At 68.0% G+C, this 18,206-nt stretch carries 19 protein-coding genes, 1 tRNA gene and 1 pseudogene; 16 read left to right on the forward strand and 5 right to left on the reverse strand.

From position 1 onward, the window contains the following. Window positions 1–247 precede the first annotated feature (247 nt). Together BM339_RS49325 and BM339_RS43475 are read left to right on the forward strand one after the other, a co-directional pair. Window positions 248–616, forward strand: coding sequence for a hypothetical protein (locus BM339_RS49325; protein ID WP_143118827.1), 369 nt, complete (start codon window positions 248–250; stop codon window positions 614–616). Continuing rightward, the gene (locus BM339_RS43475; protein WP_218163915.1) at window positions 613–873 is read left to right on the forward strand and encodes a hypothetical protein; all 261 of its coding nucleotides are present in this window, start codon (window positions 613–615) and stop codon (window positions 871–873) included. Before BM339_RS49325 ends, BM339_RS43475 begins: the two co-directional genes overlap by 4 nt. Window positions 874–1,014: 141 nt before the next feature. Here BM339_RS43475 and BM339_RS43480 read toward each other — a convergent pair whose 3' ends face one another. Next, window positions 1,015–2,151: an amidohydrolase family protein gene (locus BM339_RS43480; protein ID WP_024935196.1), complete on the reverse strand. Its 1,137-nt coding sequence runs from the start codon at window positions 2,149–2,151 to the stop codon at window positions 1,015–1,017. A 12-nt stretch (window positions 2,152–2,163) separates the two neighbouring features. Beyond that, a complete protein-coding gene (locus BM339_RS49330; protein ID WP_143118828.1) occupies window positions 2,164–2,394 on the reverse strand; it encodes a hypothetical protein in 231 nt (76 codons plus the stop codon). 835 nt (window positions 2,395–3,229) lie between these two features. Here BM339_RS49330 and BM339_RS50435 point away from each other — a divergent pair. The 7 genes from BM339_RS50435 (at window position 3,230) to BM339_RS43515 (ending at window position 8,205) form a co-directional block, all read left to right on the forward strand. Beyond that, on the forward strand, window positions 3,230–3,454 hold the full coding sequence (locus BM339_RS50435; protein WP_177287917.1) for a hypothetical protein: 225 nt from the start codon (window positions 3,230–3,232) through the stop codon (window positions 3,452–3,454). A gap of 7 nt (window positions 3,455–3,461) precedes the next feature. Beyond that, window positions 3,462–3,944 carry a hypothetical protein gene (locus tag BM339_RS49335; RefSeq protein ID WP_075024631.1) on the forward strand — a complete coding sequence of 161 codons (483 nt, stop codon included), beginning with the start codon at window positions 3,462–3,464 and terminating at the stop codon, window positions 3,942–3,944. Next, window positions 3,941–4,963 carry a bifunctional DNA primase/polymerase gene (locus tag BM339_RS43495; RefSeq protein WP_075024632.1) on the forward strand — a complete coding sequence of 341 codons (1,023 nt, stop codon included), beginning with the start codon at window positions 3,941–3,943 and terminating at the stop codon, window positions 4,961–4,963. Before BM339_RS49335 ends, BM339_RS43495 begins: the two co-directional genes overlap by 4 nt. A 205-nt stretch (window positions 4,964–5,168) precedes the next feature. After that, the gene (locus tag BM339_RS52085) at window positions 5,169–5,522 is read left to right on the forward strand and encodes a hypothetical protein (RefSeq protein ID WP_075024633.1); all 354 of its coding nucleotides are present in this window, start codon (window positions 5,169–5,171) and stop codon (window positions 5,520–5,522) included. Continuing rightward, window positions 5,504–6,394: a DUF3631 domain-containing protein gene (locus BM339_RS48260; protein ID WP_244938718.1), complete on the forward strand. Its 891-nt coding sequence runs from the start codon at window positions 5,504–5,506 to the stop codon at window positions 6,392–6,394. Before BM339_RS52085 ends, BM339_RS48260 begins: the two co-directional genes overlap by 19 nt. Before the next feature lie 201 nt (window positions 6,395–6,595). Then, window positions 6,596–6,784, forward strand: coding sequence for a helix-turn-helix transcriptional regulator (locus BM339_RS43510; RefSeq protein ID WP_075024635.1), 189 nt, complete (start codon window positions 6,596–6,598; stop codon window positions 6,782–6,784). After that, window positions 6,781–8,205, forward strand: a complete 1,425-nt coding sequence (locus BM339_RS43515) for a tyrosine-type recombinase/integrase (RefSeq protein WP_244938717.1) — start codon at window positions 6,781–6,783, stop codon at window positions 8,203–8,205. Before BM339_RS43510 ends, BM339_RS43515 begins: the two co-directional genes overlap by 4 nt. 74 nt (window positions 8,206–8,279) lie before the next feature. Here the strand turns inward: BM339_RS43515 and BM339_RS43520 are convergent, their stop codons facing one another. The 3 genes and pseudogenes from BM339_RS43520 to BM339_RS43530 form a co-directional block, all read right to left on the reverse strand. Then, the gene (locus BM339_RS43520) at window positions 8,280–8,813 is read right to left on the reverse strand and encodes a protein NO VEIN domain-containing protein (RefSeq protein ID WP_220126761.1); all 534 of its coding nucleotides are present in this window, start codon (window positions 8,811–8,813) and stop codon (window positions 8,280–8,282) included. A gap of 3 nt (window positions 8,814–8,816) precedes the next feature. Further along, a pseudogene (locus BM339_RS52090) lies at window positions 8,817–9,317 on the reverse strand (MrcB family domain-containing protein); the annotation flags it as partial. A gap of 367 nt (window positions 9,318–9,684) precedes the next feature. Next, window positions 9,685–9,756, reverse strand: a tRNA-Arg gene (locus BM339_RS43530). A gap of 115 nt (window positions 9,757–9,871) precedes the next feature. On the opposite strand from BM339_RS43530, the gene BM339_RS43535 reads away from it, so the two are divergent. The 7 genes from BM339_RS43535 (at window position 9,872) to rho (ending at window position 18,180) form a co-directional block, all read left to right on the forward strand. Beyond that, window positions 9,872–10,234 (forward strand): response regulator transcription factor, encoded by a 363-nt coding sequence (locus BM339_RS43535; protein WP_024935199.1) that lies wholly within the window; start codon window positions 9,872–9,874, stop codon window positions 10,232–10,234. A 36-nt stretch (window positions 10,235–10,270) separates the two neighbouring features. Beyond that, complete coding sequence (locus BM339_RS43540) at window positions 10,271–10,948, forward strand: DALR anticodon-binding domain-containing protein (RefSeq protein ID WP_075024638.1); 678 nt, start codon at window positions 10,271–10,273, stop codon at window positions 10,946–10,948. Then, entirely contained in the window at window positions 10,945–12,336 is a 1,392-nt protein-coding gene (gene lysA / locus BM339_RS43545; RefSeq protein WP_075024639.1) for a diaminopimelate decarboxylase, read from the forward strand. Before BM339_RS43540 ends, lysA begins: the two co-directional genes overlap by 4 nt. Next, entirely contained in the window at window positions 12,333–13,646 is a 1,314-nt protein-coding gene (locus BM339_RS43550; protein ID WP_021592919.1) for a homoserine dehydrogenase, read from the forward strand. The genes lysA and BM339_RS43550 overlap by 4 nt, the downstream gene beginning before the upstream one ends. Window positions 13,647–13,684: 38 nt before the next feature. Next, the gene (gene thrC, locus BM339_RS43555) at window positions 13,685–14,752 is read left to right on the forward strand and encodes a threonine synthase (protein WP_075024640.1); all 1,068 of its coding nucleotides are present in this window, start codon (window positions 13,685–13,687) and stop codon (window positions 14,750–14,752) included. A gap of 22 nt (window positions 14,753–14,774) precedes the next feature. After that, window positions 14,775–15,677 (forward strand): homoserine kinase, encoded by a 903-nt coding sequence (gene thrB / locus BM339_RS43560; protein ID WP_244938716.1) that lies wholly within the window; start codon window positions 14,775–14,777, stop codon window positions 15,675–15,677. Window positions 15,678–16,149: 472 nt separating this feature from the next. Then, the gene (gene rho / locus BM339_RS43565; RefSeq protein WP_075024642.1) at window positions 16,150–18,180 is read left to right on the forward strand and encodes a transcription termination factor Rho; all 2,031 of its coding nucleotides are present in this window, start codon (window positions 16,150–16,152) and stop codon (window positions 18,178–18,180) included. Window positions 18,181–18,206: the final 26 nt, after the last annotated feature.

Genomic DNA, 18,206 nt, shown 5'->3' on the forward strand with positions numbered 1-18,206 from the left:
TAATACGTTCCTGCTTCTCGGGATCTGGCTCAAATTCCGTGAGGCAGTGACAGTTTGTGAGGGTCGCTCGGTGGCGGAGGTGTAGGCGGTGAGGACACGGTCCATGCTGGTGTCGCCTTCATACAATCCCTGCGGCGACTCATAGGTCTTCTGAGAACTCCCATAAGTCTGTTCGCTCGGTTACAGCGCCCTTGGAGGAGAGCCTGAAAAGTCCAACCTCCAAGCCCACGACCTCAAGGACCGGCTCGTGGACGGCGTCGAGAGCCTGCGCGAGATCATCCGTGACGACGTCAAAAGGGCCATCGCCACCCGCGAGGGGACGCTGGCCCGTTCGATCCACATCGTCCTGCGGAATGTCTTCCGGGCCCTTCGGCAAAAGGGCGTGATCTTCCGCGATCCCACCCGTGGCCTCGTCTTCGCCGGGATCAACAAGATCCCGCCTTCGATGCGCTCAGCGGCACCGACATCCGCCACCTGCTGCTCACCGACCTCGACCTGTCCCGTGAGCGCCTCATCGTCCGGTGCCCTGGCAAACGGCACATCATCTACCTGGACGAACTCACCTACCGCTGCGCCTCCGCGTGGCTCCGCGAACGTCACCGCCGCTGGCCAGTGACCACCAACCCGCATTTGCTGATCAACCGATGGACCGCGGTAGACACCACTCACTCGCCCATCGGCACCACGTTCACCGACGTCTTCCGGCCCACCGGACTCACGATGCAGACGCTACGGCAGGACCGGATCCGCGACGAGGCATTCGAGGTCGACGACCCGCTGCACCTGATGCGCCTGTTCGGTATCTCCTCGCAGTCCGCAATGCGGTACATCACTGCGGCTCACCCCGAACGCACCGCGAAGCTTCCCCGATGAGGCGAGCGGCAGCCATCAACCAGCAGAGCCAGGATCAACGTTGCATGAAGACCGCGTGATGCGGCAGCCGCGCATCGCATACTTTGGCTGTACTCTCGCCTTACAGCCAAAGCATTCTCCACTTCTGCCGACGCTGGCGCGTCACTTCACGGGCACTTTCATTCTGAACAGTTTCTCTGCATTTCGGAACGCAATCTTTTCCTTGGCTTCGCGTGGCAAATCGACTCCGCGGAACCAGTCGGTCTGCTCCTTTATGTCCGCGAACGGGTAGTCGGTTGCGAACATCACTCGATCCACGCTTATGTACTTCAGCAGGAGATCGAGCAGTTCGGTCTGAGGGAATGCGCTGGTTGTGACCCAGAAGTTGTCCTGAAAGTATTGCCCGAAGGGCTTCTCGAGCGAGTCTTCGGTCGGCTCGCCCATGTCATTGATGATCCGCTTGTAGTAGAAGGGAAGCCCTTCGCCCATATGGCCGATGATGATCTTCAGTTTGGGGAATCTGTCGAAAACCCCGTACGCGATCATCCGAATGCATTGGGTCAGCACCTCCTGGTGCCAGCCATATCCAGACCCACTGAAAATGTAGTCTTGGTACTCTTCCGTGTATTTAGACCGTGTGGTGCTGTAGTAGATCTTGAAGACCTCGTCAGCTGGATAGCCGGGATGCAGGTAGATCGGCACATCGAGAGCAACGGCACGTGCCAGCACAGGCTCGAAATCAGGATGATCGAGATACTTCTTCGCGATGTGTCCGTTGGTCAGTGCACCCAAGAAGCCATCTTCCCGAACCGAGCGTTCCAGTTCGTCCGCCGCCGCCTCCGGGCTCTGCAAGGGCAAGGTGGCGAAAGCCTTGAAGCGGCCCGGATATTTGGTGATCGGCCCGTCTACAAGTTGCCGGTTAAGACGATAGGCAAGGTCGATGCCCCTTTGCCCGGGGACATTTTGTACGGAGGGTGTATGAGCAGAGAGGATTTGAACGTTGAGTCCCCCCGCATCCATATCGCCGATGCGGCGTTGGCCTAGATCCGAAAGACCAATTTCCTCAAGGAACGCTATGTGATCCTGATTGATGGAGTTCAGCTTCAACAACGTGGGAGTCGAAAAGGTCTCCTCTGTGCCGATGAAGGGCAGGTCCCGGTCTCGCGATGCAATGTCCGGAGTCTTGTCCGGAGTCTTGTTCCCGTCCGCTGCCGAAACGGCGGCATACGCGGACAAGCCGGCACCAGCGCCAAGTGCCGTGGTAGCGGCTAGAAAGCCGCGGCGTCCCATGGACTTCATGTCAGTCTCTCTTCAGGTGTTTGTCAGGTGGAGGAACCGCTCGCCGGCGCGCAGCGGCTGTGGTGGAGCTGACAACCCGCCCGCGTGCGCGCTGTGCGGGCCGGTCGCGGCGGGCGCCGCACTGTGGTCGGCGTGCGACCCGTGGGCGGCGACAGTGAAGGTCGTCGCCAGCGCCCTGGTGGCCGCCCCGAACCTCAACCGCCCGGGCGGCGCTTCCCCTGACGGCGCTGCGTCGACTGCCATCACTAGCCTCCTACATACGGGTTGCATCGCTTACCTGGATGCCTACTTCCTACCGAGCGAACCTGAGACGAACGTTAGAACCCGTCCTTAAACCGTCGCGGTGCAGAGGCCGGACGGATGCTCGACGGCCGACGCTGTCGCATATGGCTCTCGTCGCCCGTGGATCCATGTTGTGTACCGGTGTGAGAATCCCTGAATGCGCTCGACCGATGACACGATGCCGGTCACTCTCTGACTGCGGCGGAACTCCTGTCCTCGCTGGAGGATGTAGACACTTCAACTCTCTCCAATGCGGAGTTGCGCCAGATCAAGCACTGGCAGCCCGCGACTCTTGGTGCGGCGATCTTCTTCAAGGTCCGGTTGCGCAGAGACAACCGTTCCACTCGTCGGCGCGTACACCGAGGCCCGGCGCTCCAACAGAGACGTCATGCCAAGTGCCGTTGTGGAGGCTGCCGTTCGCCAGCCAGGCGGGCGATACGTCCCCCACCGTGATCGTGTGTCTGCACCGCCTGCGCCCCCGCCGCCGACAGGGCCTCCGCCTCCGAACCGATGGCAACGGGCGCGGGCGCGATGGGCCGACCGGCACGCTCTGCCAGGCCTCGGGTGGACCCGGTCCCACGCCTGGGCTTCGGTCTTGCCGTAGTTGGTGGTGTCGCTGACGGTGGTGATCGCCGCCTCGGGCCAGGTCTCGGGGTTGGCGAAGCGGAACTCCTTGCCGTGCTTCGGCGGTCGCCCGCCCTGGGGACAGGCCAGGGCGTACTCCTTGATCGAGGGCTTCGGCAGCCGCACCACCCGGTCGCCACGGATCCGCCCCACCAGCCCGACAGGAGCTCTGATGCGACCCGGCCCGCAGACGAGGGCGCTGTGGGAGATGTTCTCCGACCTGATGGACCTCGACGCCCACCAGTACGTCGCCGACCCGCTCGCCGGCATGGACGCCCGGTACGACCTGGGCGACGACCACCGGCTCGTCGGCACCCTGTGCCCGGACATGAAGTTGACGCGAACCAGGCAGCGACGAACACGTCGCGCTGGCCGACGCGATCTGTACCGCGACTGAGCAGCTGTTGACCGCCGAGGATCAGCTGCGCGATCGGGTGCGGCGGCAGGCGCGGCAGCGCCGCAACGCCTGGGCGTCGCGTTGGGCGCTGGTAGCGGCCACGCTCGCCGCCATCGCCGCGGCGCCGGCGGCGTTCGGCTGGCCGGCCCGCGCCTGGCTGCTGCCGACGATTCTGCTGGCGATCGTCGCGCTGGTTGTGGCGTTCGGCGCACACTACGACCAAGTGGACCCCCGCATCGACGGCCCGTACGTGCCGTTGGCCCGCCAGGCGCACGCCGCGTTCTTGATGGGCGCGGCCGTCGGCGTGACGGTCGTGATGATCCTGCAGGTGTCCTCGTTGTGGGGGATGGCGATCGTCGTTCTGGTGGCGTTCGCCCGTCCGATGTGCACCGCTCTGGTCAAAGACAGCTCGGCCGGCAACGCCAAGACTCGCAGCCAGACCGCCCCCACTGGTGCGGGCCACGCCGCCCGGGAAGGGGCACGATCGTGACCTACTCCGTCACTCACGTCGCCGCCGCCGACGACCTCGATGACCTCGCCGACGATGTGGCGGACCTGCGTCGCAGGCTGGACCAGCTGAACAGCACCGTCAGCCAGGAACATGCCGAAAGGCTGTATGAGCTGGAGAATGACCACCGGCTGGAGGAACTGCGCGGCCAGCTCGAACGGCTGGACGAGCGCGCCGACGACCACGACGACCAGCCCGCCGCGCTGCGTGCCGACCTGCGGCGCTTGAGCGGGCACCTGCGCTGGCTGGAGCACCATGTGCGCACCGAACGCGGCCTGGAGCCGATCGATCTGGACCAGGCGCCCACCACGTGGACCGACCTGGCCCGGCGCGTACGCGCCGGTGACACCGCCCGCGCATCGTTGCTGACCGAGCAGAACCGCCGGTACCTGCGCGCTACCGATCCGGCGCGTATTCGCGCGTGCTGGTCCCGTGCTCAGTACAACGTCGGTATTGCCTGCGGCCCCTCCGGTCTCGTGGTCATCGACCTGGACGTTCCCAAGCCCGGTGAGCACCCGCCGCCCGAGTGGGACATGGCCGGTGTCAACAACGGAGCGGACGCGTTCGCCGTGCTGTGCGGGCGGCAGGGCGAAGCGTTCCCGTTCGAGACGTTCACCGTGCGGACTCGGCGAGGTGGATGGCAACTGTACTTCCAAGCGCCGACCGAGGTTCGGTTGACCAACACGGCGGGCAAGTCGCCGCGTGCTCTGGGCTGGAAGATCGACACCCGCGCGCATGGTGGATACGTCGTCGGCCCTGGTAGCTACGTCGATCTGCCGGACGGAGCCGGATCGTACGAGGTCGTTCACAGCGTTGCCCCGATCCCGCTACCCGAGTGGCTCACCGGCCTACTCAAACCCGCCCCCGTCCCCACTCCCGCCTTGAGTGCCTGCCTTCAGTCCGCGCAAGTCGGTGACCTTGACGCTTACGCACAAGCGGCACTCAAGGCGGAAGCGGATCGGGTGGCGAGCGCTGAGGCGGTGGACGCAATCGGGCGCTGAATAAGGCCGCGTACAACCTCGGCCGGATCATCGCCGCCGGCGTCCTGCCGGAAGACATCGCGACGGGCGCTCTGTACGACGCCGCGAGCGTCCATCTCGGACCGTCGCGAGATGACGTCCGACCCAGCGAAGCGCAGGCCACGATCCGGTGCGCCATCGAAGCGGGCAAGCGGAACCCGCGCGACATCACCAGGAGGGGCGCAGCATGACCGACGCGACTCACAGCGACCACGGCGCGACCACTGCGGCCGACAGGGAGGGCGTGGCCGCGCTCAATGCAGCTCACGACTTCATCACTCGGTTCTGCGTGCTGCCCAGTCAGGCGGCATATAACGCCATGGCGCTGTGGGCCGCGCATGCCCACATCATCGACGCGTTTGACTCGACGCCGCGTTTGGCGTTCCTCTCGCCTGAGCCCGGATCGGGCAAGACGCGAGCGCTCGAAATCCTCGCGCTGCTGGTGCCCTTCCCCATGCATGCCGTCAACGCAGCGCCGCCGCGCTCTACCGATCGGTGGGTAACCGCGAGCGCCGGCCGACCGTGCTCTTTGACGAGATAGACACCGTGTTCGGCCCGAAAGCCAAGGACAACGAGGATCTACGGGGACTGCTGAACGCCGGACACCGGCGCGCCGGCGTCGCCTACCGCTGTGTAGGCGAAGGAACGAATCAAGGCGTACAGGAGTTTCCGGCGTTCGCTGCCGTGGCGCTCGCGGGACTCGGCAACCTGCCGGACACGATCCTTACGAGGTCCGTCATCGTTCGCATGCGCCGCCGTGCGCCGCACGAACGTGTGGAGCCGTACCGAGCACGCGTTCACGAGCCGGAAGGCTGGAAGATTCGCGCGATGCTCGCCGATTGGGTCGCCACTCAAGCCGAGCGGCTCGGCGACGCATGGCCCGAAATGCCGCCCGGAATCACCGACCGCCCGGCGGACGTCTGGGAACCGCTCTTGGCCATCGCCGACGCTGCCGGGGGAGACTGGCCGGAACGCGCTCGCGAGGCATGCGTGTATCTCGTAAAGCAGGGTGCCGAGCGCGGTGTGAGTCTCGGAATTCGGCTCTTGATGGACCTGCACCGAATATTCGCCGGCGCTCGCGCTCTCTTCACGGAAAAAGTTCTTGAGCGGCTCCACAGCATCGAAGATGCCCCCTGGGCTGAATTGAAAGGCGTACCCCTCGACAGTCGTGGGCTTTCTCGGCTGCTCTCGCAGTACGACGTTTCGCCGGTCAAGGTGAAAATCGACGGCCGTTCGCTTATGGGGCATCGCTCCGATCACCTCGCCGATGCGTGGGCGCGGTACCTCCCTGCCACCTCGGCTGAGGAACCGGAACCTACGGAACCTCCGGAACCCGTCCAGCTCACGACCCATGAACGGGGTTCCGGCGGGCGCGGCGGTTCCGGAACCGGGGGAACCGAGCGAGCGCCGTAGGTTCCGCCGGTTCCGGAACCCTGACCGTCCATCGGAACTCGCCACACCCTCTACGACCTGCGGTGGTTCCGCAGGTTCCGGAGGTTCCGCACTTCTAGCCGAAGGGAGGCCGACGACTCGTAGCGCTCTGTCTGGCCCGGTGCACAGCCGCCAAGCAATCCATCGGGTTAGAGAACGACACTCAAGGAGGAGTAGCCCACCGTGGCACGCAAAGACGAATTGCTCACGATCTCCGAGGTGATTGCCGAACTCGGCGTCCCGCGCGCGACGTTCTACCGGTGGCGCCAGCTCGGCAAGGCGCCTCGCAGCATCAAATACCCGAACGGGGACGTTCGGATACGCCGGTCCGTCCTTGAGCGCTGGCTCTGCCAGCTTGAGGAGGCCGCGTGAGCACGGGGGAGGAATCGCGCCCTGGGCGGCGAGGGATTTCCGGAAGTAAGGGGCGGACGCGCGACGTGCGGCGCCCGTGGAAAATCGGGAAAGCCAAGAGCAAGACACGCCCGCACATGGTCCGATGGGTCGTCGCCGGCGAGGTCTGCACCGTCACGTTCGCCACGTTCGCGCTCGCGGATGGGTTCCGCTCGGACCTCATTCAGGCCATGACGCGCGGCGAGGAATTCGACGCGGCCACCGGCCTGCCGACGTCCATGCTCAAGGTTGCGACTGCGCGCACCTGGTTCGAGTTCTGCAAGGCGTACGTCGGCGTTCGGTGGGACGGCGCCGCGGCCAAGACCCGCGACTCCCTCACGGACAGCCTCGCGACGGCGACCCTTGCCATGGTGGAGGACGGGCGCGACCGGCCGAGTTACCAGGCACTACGGAGAGCATTTCTCTGGGCCGTCACTCCGGCCAACGAGGGCGCCGACGTGCCGGACGAGTTAACCAGCGGCTTGAGGTGGCTCCGAGAGCGCTCGTTGCCGCTCAAGGCGCTCGCCGACCCGCACGTGGTCCGCCAGGTAGAGAAGCGGCTCACACTCACGCTCACGGGCAAGCGCGTGGCGACGGACACCTACAACCGGTGTCGGCGAGGGCTCAATACCGCCGTGGTGTACGCCATGGAACTCGGCGAACCCTCCGACAACCCGCTCAAGGCCGCGGGACGGACACATGAGGCCCGGCAGGGCGAGGTAGATCCTCGCGTCGTCATCACGCACGCGCAGGCCCGCGACCTCCTTACGGCGCTGAGCTACGTCGGCTCGTGGGGACGGGGCCGAGGTCGCCGGCTCGTGGCGTTTTTCGCGACGCTCTACTACGCCGGTCTACGGCCGGCGGAGTGCGTGGCGCTGCGAGAGAACGACTGCTACCTACCAGAGGCTGGATGGGGCCGTCTGACGCTCACTCAGACGCTCCCAGTCACCTCCAAGAGGTGGACGGACGACGGCGAGCGCCACGAGCGGCGAGGGCTAAAACAGCGGTCCCTCAAGGCTGCCCGCATTGTGCCGATCCCGCCGTCCCTCGTGACCATCCTCAAGGCGCACATCGAGGAGTTCGGCATGGCCGAGGACGGGCGCCTGTTCCGCAACGAGCGCGGCGGCATCCTCGGGGCCTCAACCTACTCGCGCGCATGGGAGGAAGCCCGCCAACTCGCGTTCCCGCCCGCCCAGGTCGAATCGCCGCTTGCCGGGCGCCCGTACGACCTGCGTCACGCTGCCCTGAGCACGTGGCTCAACGCTGGCGTCTCGCCGGCGGACGTGGCCAAGCGTGCGGGCAACTCGGTAGAAGTGCTGCTCAAGCGCTACGCCGGTTGCCTGGACGGCCAAGAGGACAACATCAACCGGTGCATCGAACGGAGGCTTGAGGACAACGAATGAGATCGGGAGCGGGGCGGGCATCGCAACCCGTCCCGCTCCTTGTAGGGCTCTGTCTCAAGAGGGCAGTGGGTACGTCACAGCCCTGTCTTGTAGACGTAGGAGACGACGGTTAGATCTTCTTCCTCGATGCGCCAAGGGCTTGTGCAGCAGAGAATCCCTCCGCTGGCTACTGGAGGTGTTGACGCCCGGTCCAGGTCGATCGAATGAACAACGACGAGGGCGTTGGCCGGGGCCAGCTTGCGCTGAGTCTCGACTTCAGGGCGAGTGAGAACGACCTGCGCCCCTGTTGACGTGGTGCCCTTCACCTCGACGTGAAGCCGTTGGTCGTCCCTCCTCAGGAAGAGGTCGTAGGACTCTTTCGCTCCGACGTCCTTCACCGACCAACCTTGATCTCGGAAGTACTTTGTCGCCATGTTGACGCTGTGCTGCTCCAAGATGCGGCGTTCGTCAGCATTGAGGCGGATCCCCTGCCCTTTGGAACGGACTTTCCTGCGACGGGCCGCTCTGGCTGACGCCTCTTCGGCCTCGATGACCTCAGGTGGAGTGTCTCCAGGAACGTACGAAGCCCTCTTCTCGCCCCTGTAGATCTCCCCAAGGAGCCTGGACATGTAGAGAAGGTCTTCGATGAGGGTGGCTTCGCTCGGCAGCGAGCCACGGCGGTACTCAATCGCCGTAACGTTGCCGGCTTCGTACCCCGGCCCTAGCTGAGATTTGAGGGCGTCGAGCTCGATGGAGTCATGGAGGTCGTCACGTTCGGCTAGGAGAGCTGCCACGAGAGGGCGCGCCCAAGCGACCCGTGCCTTGATCTCCGTGAGCTTCCTGGGAGCGAAATCCTTCCCCGTCCATGTGGTCGTGCCCTGGTTGAGTTACAGGTAGACCCGGTCACCGCTGGCGCTGAAGAGGTAGACGACGTACCAACCTGTCGTGGCACGTGGTGCGGCGCTGCGCGAGAAGACGCGCACCCATGGAATTTCCGTCTTGAGGCCCGTCCCGTCCCTGCCTTCAACGCCGAGGTCAGAGACTGTCGTGCCCGTCTCCGCTGCGATCGTCTCGACGTGGTTGCGGATCCGCTCGGGAATCTCCGTTCGGATGATCACGCCTCGTCGCTGCATCTCAGGCGTGTTCTTGGCCGACCATGCGCGCTGAAGGTCAAAGGTCTCTGCGAAGAGATCATCCACGCTCGGCAGCGTAACCAAGACCTATGACAAAGGCGGTAAATCACCACACGTTGCTTTGGGGTGGATGTGCGTGGTTTTGCCGGTCATGTGGACTCGTAGTGGAGGAGCTTGCAAAGGCTCTGCCGCGCAAGGGTGGCACGAGAGAGCGGTGGGGAGCGAGAGACTCTCGTGTCTCTCTCGTGGGTCTCTCGCGGACACCGCTAGACAGTGAGAACGGGCGGGACTCAGTTGGACTGAGGTCCCGCCCGGTTCTTTGGTGTCTGTGCTGGTCAGCGAGGTGATTTCGCTGGTCTCAGAGAGGTGCCCCCTGCAGGATTCGAACCTGCGCACACGGCTCCGGAGGCCGTTGCTCTATCCCCTGAGCTAAGGGGGCGCGACGCGGTATGAGGCTACCAGGGTTGGCGGGGTGACGCGTACGGGGAGGTTCGCCGTGCGTCAGGGGGGTGGAGTGGGCTAACTTCGAGGCCGTGACCGAGCCACTGGGACGCGTGCTGGTCGTCGATGATGACGAGGTGATCCGCCAGCTCATCGCCGTGAACCTGCAACTGGAGGGGTTCGAGGTGTCGACCGCGGTGGACGGTCAGGACTGCCTGGAGAAGGTGGGCGAGGTCCGGCCGGACGTGATCACGCTGGACGTGATGATGCCGCGGCTGGACGGGTGGGTGACGGCGGTCCGGCTCAGGGAGGATCCCGGGACGGCGCACATCAGGGTCGTGATGATCACGGCGCGGGCGCAGGAGCATGATGTGCGGCGGGGGGACGAGATCGGCGTGGACGCCTACGTGACCAAGCCGTTCGACCCCAACCAGCTGATCCAGACGGTGCGGAAGCTCGCGGCGGTGTCCAGATAGTGGTCGGCTAGTCTCGCCAGGGTGACTCCAGCCGGTGTGGGTGAGGCCCTCGTGCGCGCGGTGCGGGACGCCGTGGCGGAGGGTGAGCTCGATGTCGATGTGCCTGGTGGGGTCGTTGTCTTCAGTTGGGGCGGCGGGGTCTTCGAGAGTCCCGTGGCGCTGCGGCTGGGCGTTGATCCGCGGGTGATCGCGCGGCGGGTCGGGGGTGTCGTCAGCGGGCCCGGGTTCGTGCGGGTCGAGGTGGCGCCGGGGGATCTGGTGGACGGGATCCGGTGTGATCGCGGTTACGGGATGGCCGAGGTGCCGCGGGGGACGTGGGAAGAGTGGCCCCGGACGTCCGACAATCCCGGGTTCTCGGTGCGTTACGCCTATGCGCGGGCCTGCTGGGTGGGGCGGTGGGCAGCGAGCCTGGGGCTGGAGGCCGGGCGGCTGGAGGCCGGCCCGGTCGAGGCGGAGGTCGTGGGGGCGCTGGGGGACGTGCCGGGGCGGGCGGAGCAGGCGGAGCGGGAACGGGATGCTCGGCCGCTGATGTTCTGTTTGGAGAAAGTGGCGCTCGCGTATCACGAGGCGCATGAGCGTTGTTCCGCGTTGCCCGTGGGTGACGAGGAGCCCGGGGCCGTGCACGCGGGGCGGGTCGCCCTGGCGGAGGCCGTCGAGATCGTTCTCGGCAACGGGCTGAACATGATCGGTGAGACCCCTAGAGAGCGGATATGAGTCGAGTACATCCTGCCGGGCCGCGGCACGCCGACGTCCTTCCCGAGGACCATCCGGCCGGGCCGGCGGACGATCTGAACGCGCTGGAGCCGACCGTGTGGCCGCGGAGCGCCAAGCGGGACGACGGCGTGCTCACCGTCGGCGGGGTCGATGTGCGGGAGCTGGCGAAGGAGTACGGGACGCCCCTCTACGTCTATGACGAGGAGGACGTGCGGAGCCGCGCTAGGGAGTATGCGGCCGCGTTCCATGACGGGGACGTCCACTACGCGGGGAAGGCGTTTCTCTGTACGGCCGTCGCGAGGTGGCTGAAGGAGGAGGGTCTCGGGCTGGACGTGTGCAGTGGCGGTGAGCTCGCGGTGGCTTTGGCAGCGGGCTTCCCTACCGAGCGCATCACGCTGCATGGGAGTAACAAGGCGTCCTGGGAGCTTGAGAAGGCTCTTGAGGTGGGTGTTGGACGGATCGTGCTCGATTCGTTCGAGGAGATAGCGCGGGTCGGTTATCTGGCCCAGGAGATGGGTGCGACGCCCAAGGTGATGGTGCGCGTGACCACGGGGGTCGAGGCGCACACCCATGAGTTCATCGCGACCGCCCATGACGACCAGAAGTTCGGGTTCTCCAGGAGTTCCGGGGCCGCGCTGGAGGCCGTCCGGCGGGTGCTGGACCTGAAGCGGCTTCGGCTGGTGGGGCTGCACAGCCACATCGGGTCGCAGATCTTCGACGTGGACGGGTTCGAGGTGGCCGCGCACCGGCTGGCCGAGCTGCTGGTCGCGATCCGGGACGAGCACGGCATCGAGCTTCCCGAGCTGGACCTCGGCGGCGGCTACGGCATCGCCTACGTGCCGGGGGAGGAGCCGCACGACCCGAAGTCGATCGCGGACGGGCTGCGGGACATCGTGGCGCGCGAGTGCAAGGCGTACGACCTGGCCATGCCGCGGCTGACGGTGGAGCCGGGGCGGGCGATCATCGGTCCGGGCGGCGTCACGCTGTACGAGGTCGGGACGGTGAAGGACGTCGAGGGCCTGCGCACGTATGTGTCCGTGGACGGCGGCATGAGCGACAACCTGCGCACCGCCCTGTACGGCGCGGAGTACACCGGGGTGCTGGCGAGCCGGTCGTCCGACGCATCGCCCATGCTCAGTAGGCTTGTCGGCAAGCACTGCGAGAGCGGCGACATCGTGGTGCGAGACCTGTGGTTCCCCGAAGATCTTGCGGCCGGAGACCTGGTGGCCGTCGCGGCGACCGGGGCGTACTGCCGGTCGATGGCCAGCAACTACAACCATGTCCCGAAGCCGGCCGTGGTGGCGGTGAGGGACGGCAGGTCGCGCGTGATCGTCCGCCGGGAGAGCGCGGAGGACCTGCTGCGGCTCGATGCGGAGGTCGAAGCGTGAAACCCGGACTGCGCGTGGCGCTGCTCGGATGCGGCGTGGTCGGCACGGAGGTCGTCCGGCTGCTGAACGAGCAGGCCGACGATCTGGCCGCGCGCGTCGGGGCGCCGCTGGAGCTGGCCGGGATCGCGGTGCGCCGGCCGGACAGGGTGCGCGCCGGCGTCGACCGGGAGCTGCTGACCACGGACGCGCAGACGCTGGTGACCAGGGACGACGTCGACATCGTCATCGAGGTGATCGGCGGGATCGAGCCGGCCAGGACGCTGATGCTCGAAGCGATGAAGTCCGGCAAGTCGGTCATCACCGCGAACAAGGCGCTGCTGGCCGAGGACGGCGCGACGCTGTTCGCCGCCGCCCGGGAGTACGGCGCCGACCTGTACTACGAGGCGTCGGTCGCTGGAGCGATCCCGCTGCTGAGGCCGCTCAGGGAGTCCCTGGTCGGCGACCACGTGCACCGGGTGCTCGGCATCGTGAACGGCACCACGAACTACATCCTCGACCAGATGGACACGCACGGCGCCGGGTTCAACGACGCGCTGGAGGAGGCGCAGGCGCTCGGCTACGCGGAGGCCGACCCGACCGCCGACGTGGAGGGTTTCGACGCCGCGGCCAAGGCGGCGATCCTCGCGCAGCTCGCCTTCCACACACCGGTGACGGCCGCGGACGTCCACCGCGAGGGCATCACGGAAGTGAGCGCCGCCGACGTCGCGGGCGCCCAGGGAATGGACTGCGTCGTCAAGCTCCTGGCCATCTGCGAGCGCATCCCCTCAGAGGACGGACGGAACGGACGCGGCGTGTCCGCGCGCGTCTATCCGGCGATGATCCCCAGGTCGCACCCGCTGGCGAGCGTCCGTGAGGCGTACAACGCGGTGTTCGTGGAGGCGGAGTCCGCGGGCTCCCTGATGTTCTACGGCGCCGGTGCCGGTGGTGCGCCGACGGCGTCCGCGATCCTCGGCGACCTCGTCGCGGTGGCCCGCAACGTGGCCGGCGGTACTCCCGGCCCCGTGGAAGTGACGTACGCGAAGCTTCCGGTGCTTCCCATGGGGGAGACGGTCACGCGCTACTACATCCAGGTGGACGTGACCGACGAGGCCGGTGTCCTCGCCACGGTCGCCGAGGAGTTCGCCAGGCACGGCGTCTCGATACAGGCCGTCCGGCAGGACGGGCTGGGCGAGGAGGCGCAGCTCGTGGTCGTGACCCACCGCGCGCCCGACGCGGCCCTCTCGGCGACGGTGGAGGGGCTCCGCGGCCTCGACAGCGTGCGCGAGGTGGCGAGCGTGATGCGCGTCGAGGGCGAAGAGCCGTCCCGATAGACTCCGGGCAACATCGCAGGTCATACAGGGAGACCGACGTGAACGCGAACGTCCGCGCGTGGCGCGGCCTTATCGAGGAGTACCGCGACCGGCTTCCGGTGACGGACGCGACACCGGTCGTCACGCTCCTGGAGGGCGGTACCCCGCTGGTGCCCGCCCGCCGGCTGTCCCAGCTGACCGGCTGCGAGGTGTTCCTCAAGGTCGAGGGCGCCAACCCGACCGGTTCGTTCAAGGACCGCGGCATGACGATGGCGATCAGCAAGGCCGCCGAGGAGGGCGCGAAGGCGGTCATCTGCGCCTCGACCGGCAACACCTCCGCGTCCGCCGCCGCGTACGCGGTGCGGGCCGGGATGACCTGCGCGGTCCTCGTCCCCAACGGCAAGATCGCGATGGGGAAGCTGGCGCAGGCGCTCGTGCACGGCGCCCGGCTGCTCCAGGTGGACGGGAACTTCGACGACTGCCTCGAACTGGCCCGCAAGCTGTCGGTCGACTACCCGGTCGCGCTGGTCAACTCGGTCAACAAGTACCGGCTGCTCGGGCAGAAGACGGCCGCCTTCGAGATCGTGGACGCGCTGGGCGACGCGCCCGACGTCCACTGCCTCCCCGTCGGGAACGCGGGGAACATCTCCGCGTACTGGATGGGATACAAGGAGTACGCCGCCGACGAGGTCGCGACGCGCACCCCCCGCATGCTGGGCTTCCAGGCGAGCGGGGCGGCGCCGTTCGTGAAGGGCGCGCCCGTCCTGAATCCGCAGACCATCGCCACGGCGATCCGGATCGGCAACCCCGCGTCCTGGGACCTGGCGGTCGCCGCCCGGGACGAGTCCGGTGGCGCCATCGACTCCGTCACCGACCGGCAGATCCTCGCCGCCTACCGGCTCCTGGCCAGGGAAGAGGGCGTCTTCGTGGAGCCCGCCTCCGCGGCGAGCGTCGCCGGCCTCCTGCAGGCGAGCGAGCGGGGTGTGGTCGCGTCCGGGGCCAGGGTGGTCTGCACGGTGACGGGCAACGGCCTCAAGGACCCCGACTGGGCCATCTCCGGTGCGCCCGCGCCCACCACCATCAAGGTGGACGCGCACTCGGCCGCGTCCGAGCTCGGTCTCACCTGAGGTGGGCTGGACGGAAGGCCCGGTGCTGGTGCGGACCCCCGCGACCAGCGCCAACCTGGGCCCCGGATTCGACTCGCTCGGCCTCGCGCTCGCGCTGTACGACGACGTCGAGGTGCAGGTCACCGGCGGCGGCCTGACCATCGAGGTGGACGGCGAGGGCGCCGAGGTCGCCGACCGCGGCGAGCGCCACCTCATCGTCAAGGTGCTGCGCCGCACGTTCGGCGTCCTCGACGACCTGGCCGGAACCGGTCCCGCGCGCCCGGGCGGGCTGCGGCTGCGCTGCCGCAACCGCATCCCGCACAGCCGCGGTCTCGGCTCGTCGTCCGCCGCGATCGTCGCGGGGATCGTCGCGGCGCGCGCGCTGCACCCCGCCGGGAAGCTCCTCGGCGACGACGCGGCGCTGCGTCTCGCGACCGAGATCGAGGGGCATCCCGACAACGTGGCGCCGTGCCTCGCCGGCGGCCTGACCGTCGCCTGGACGACGCCGTGCGGCCCGAAGTCGGTCCGTTTGGAATCGAAGGTCACGCAGGTCGTGGCGTTCGTCCCCGAGCAGCGGCTGGCGACCGAGCGGGCCCGCGGGCTGCTGCCCGAGACCGTCCCGCACGGGGACGCCGCCGCCAACGCGGGACGTGCCGCGCTGCTCGTCGCCGCGCTCACCGGCGGCCTGGACACCGGCGTCCTGCTGGACGCGACCGAGGACCGGCTGCACCAGGACTACCGCGCCCCGGCCATGCCCGAGTCCGCGGCGCTGGTCACGAGGCTGCGGGACGCCGGGGTGCCCGCGGTGATCTCCGGGGCCGGGCCTACTGTCCTGGCCTTCACAACAGCATCACAAGTTGATTCGATGGAGCGCGAAGTGGGTAAAGGGTGGCACGAACACCCGTTGGACGTCGCGACCCGCGGCGCCCGCGTCATGGCCGGCTGATCTGCGGTACGGTCCTGGCGGCGGCGCCGGGGGCGGGGGCATTCGCGCCGCTCCGGCCGGTGCAGGGTCCGGCACGATCCCGCTAGGTAAAATGCGAACACATCGACCTCTGGGGAATAGCAGTGTGCCCTGGTGATGTTAGGCTGAATGCCGCACCAGATGCCCCGTTCGGGGCAGCGTGCTCGTCAGCCGCGCGTCGCCTGTTCGACCCTCCGGTCGTGTCGGTCCCGCGTACTAGGCTCCCCGACACCGTGACATTCCGTTGTCAGGCATTCCAGCGAAACTTCGGACGTGGCGGTACCGGGGACACGCACGAGCGGAACGTCCCGTCCACCATCTGGCTGTGCCCAGAACACGCAGATCCCGGTTCCATCGTGATCAGCGGAGCCCGTCCCGGCGCCCCCGCCGGGCCGCACCACCGGGTCGACTGGCCGAACGCCGGCCAACGCCCGCTCCCTGGGAAGGACCCTTAGTGAGCGAATCCAGCGAACTCCTTACGGACGCAACCAGCACGGAACCCGCCGACGCCGCCGCGTCCGGCGCGGAGCCGGCCGCCCCCCGGCGCCGCCGCTCGGGAACCGGCCTGTCGGCCATGGTGCTGCCCGAGCTCAAGGCGCTCGCGTCCAGCCTCGGCATCACCGGCACGACCGGGATGCGCAAGAGCCAGCTCATCGCCGCCATCCAGGAGAAGCAGGGCGGCCAGGAGCAGGGCTCGGCGGGGGGCGAGCAGGGAGCCGCTGCCCCGGCGAAGGCCGAGCGTCCGCGGCGGAGCCGCACCACCGCCGCCAAGCGCGAGGTGTCCGACGACCAGGTCGCCATAGCCGAGGCGCCGGCGGCCGAGCAGGGCCCGTCCGAGGGGCAGGGCGGCGTCGCCGAGAAGGTCGCCGAGAAGGCCGACAAGTCCCCGGAGAAGGCGGAGAAGGCCGACCGGGGCGAGCGGCAGGGCGGCCGGCAGCGGGGCGACAAGCAGGACCGGGGGGCTTCCGAGGGACGCGGCGACCGGCAGGGCCGCGACCAGGGACGCGAGCAGAACGCCGAGGACGGCGAATCCCAGGGCGGGCGCGACGGCGGCCGGGACGGCAACCGCGACGGGCGCGAGGGCCGCGAGGGCGGCGGACGCCAGCGGCAGCGCGGCGGCCGGGAGCGCGGCGAGGGCCGCGGCGACCGGGGCGACCGGGGCGACCGCGGCGACCGGGGAGACCGCGGGGACCAGGGCGGCGGCGGCCGGCAGCGCGGCCAGAACCAGGGCGGCGGCGGCCAGCACGACGATGACGACGGCGGCGGCCGGGGCCGGCGCGGGCGTCGGTTCCGGGAGCGCAACCGGGGCCGCGGCCGCGACCGCTACGAGGAGCCGGTGATCACCGAGGACGACGTCCTCATCCCGGTCGCGGGCATCCTCGACATCCTCGACAACTACGCGTTCGTCCGCACGACCGGCTACCTGCCCGGCCCGAACGACGTGTACGTGTCGCTCGCGCAGGTCCGCAAGAACGGGCTGCGCAAGGGCGACGTCATCACCGGCGCCGTCCGGCAGGCGCGCGAGGGCGAGCGGCGCGAGAAGTTCAACGCGCTGGTCCGCCTCGACACCGTCAACGGGATGGAGCCCGACCAGGCCAAGGGCCGCGTCGACTTCACGAAGCTGACGCCGCTGTACCCGCAGGAGCGGCTGCGCCTGGAGTCCGACCCCGGCATCCTGACGACCCGGATCATCGACCTGGTGTCGCCGATCGGCAAGGGGCAGCGCGGCCTGATCGTGTCGCCGCCGAAGGCCGGCAAGACCATGGTGCTCCAGGCGATCGCCAACGCGATCACCAAGAACAACCCGGAGTGCCACCTGATGGTCGTCCTCGTGGACGAGCGTCCGGAAGAGGTCACCGACATGCAGCGGACGGTGAAGGGCGAGGTCATCCACTCGACCTTCGACCGGCCCGCCGAGGACCACACCACGGTCGCCGAGCTGGCGATCGAGCGCGCCAAGCGGCTCGTCGAGCTGGGCCACGACGTCGTCGTGCTGCTCGACTCGATCACCCGCCTGGGCCGGGCCTACAACCTGGCGGCGCCCGCGTCCGGCCGGATCCTGTCCGGCGGTGTCGACTCCACGGCGCTGTACCCGCCGAAGCGGTTCTTCGGCGCCGCCCGCAACATCGAGAACGGCGGCTCGCTGACGATCCTCGCCACCGCGCTGGTGGAGACCGGGTCCCGCATGGACGAGGTCATCTTCGAGGAGTTCAAGGGCACCGGCAACATGGAGCTCAAGCTCAACCGGAGCCTCGCCGACAAGCGGATCTTCCCGGCGGTGGACGTGGACGCGTCCAGCACCCGCAAGGAGGAGATCCTCATGGCTCCGGAGGAACTGCGGGTGGTCTGGCAGCTGCGCCGGGTGCTGCACGCGCTCGACACGCAGCAGGCGCTGGAACTCCTCATCGAGAAGATGAAGGAGACCAAGTCCAACGCCGAGTTCCTGCTCCAGGTCCAGAAGACCACGGTCTCCGACGACCGCTAGGAACACACGCACGCCCCCGCCCGACC

It is taken from the genome of Actinomadura madurae, from assembly GCF_900115095.1.
Lineage (GTDB): Bacteria > Actinomycetota > Actinomycetes > Streptosporangiales > Streptosporangiaceae > Spirillospora > Spirillospora madurae.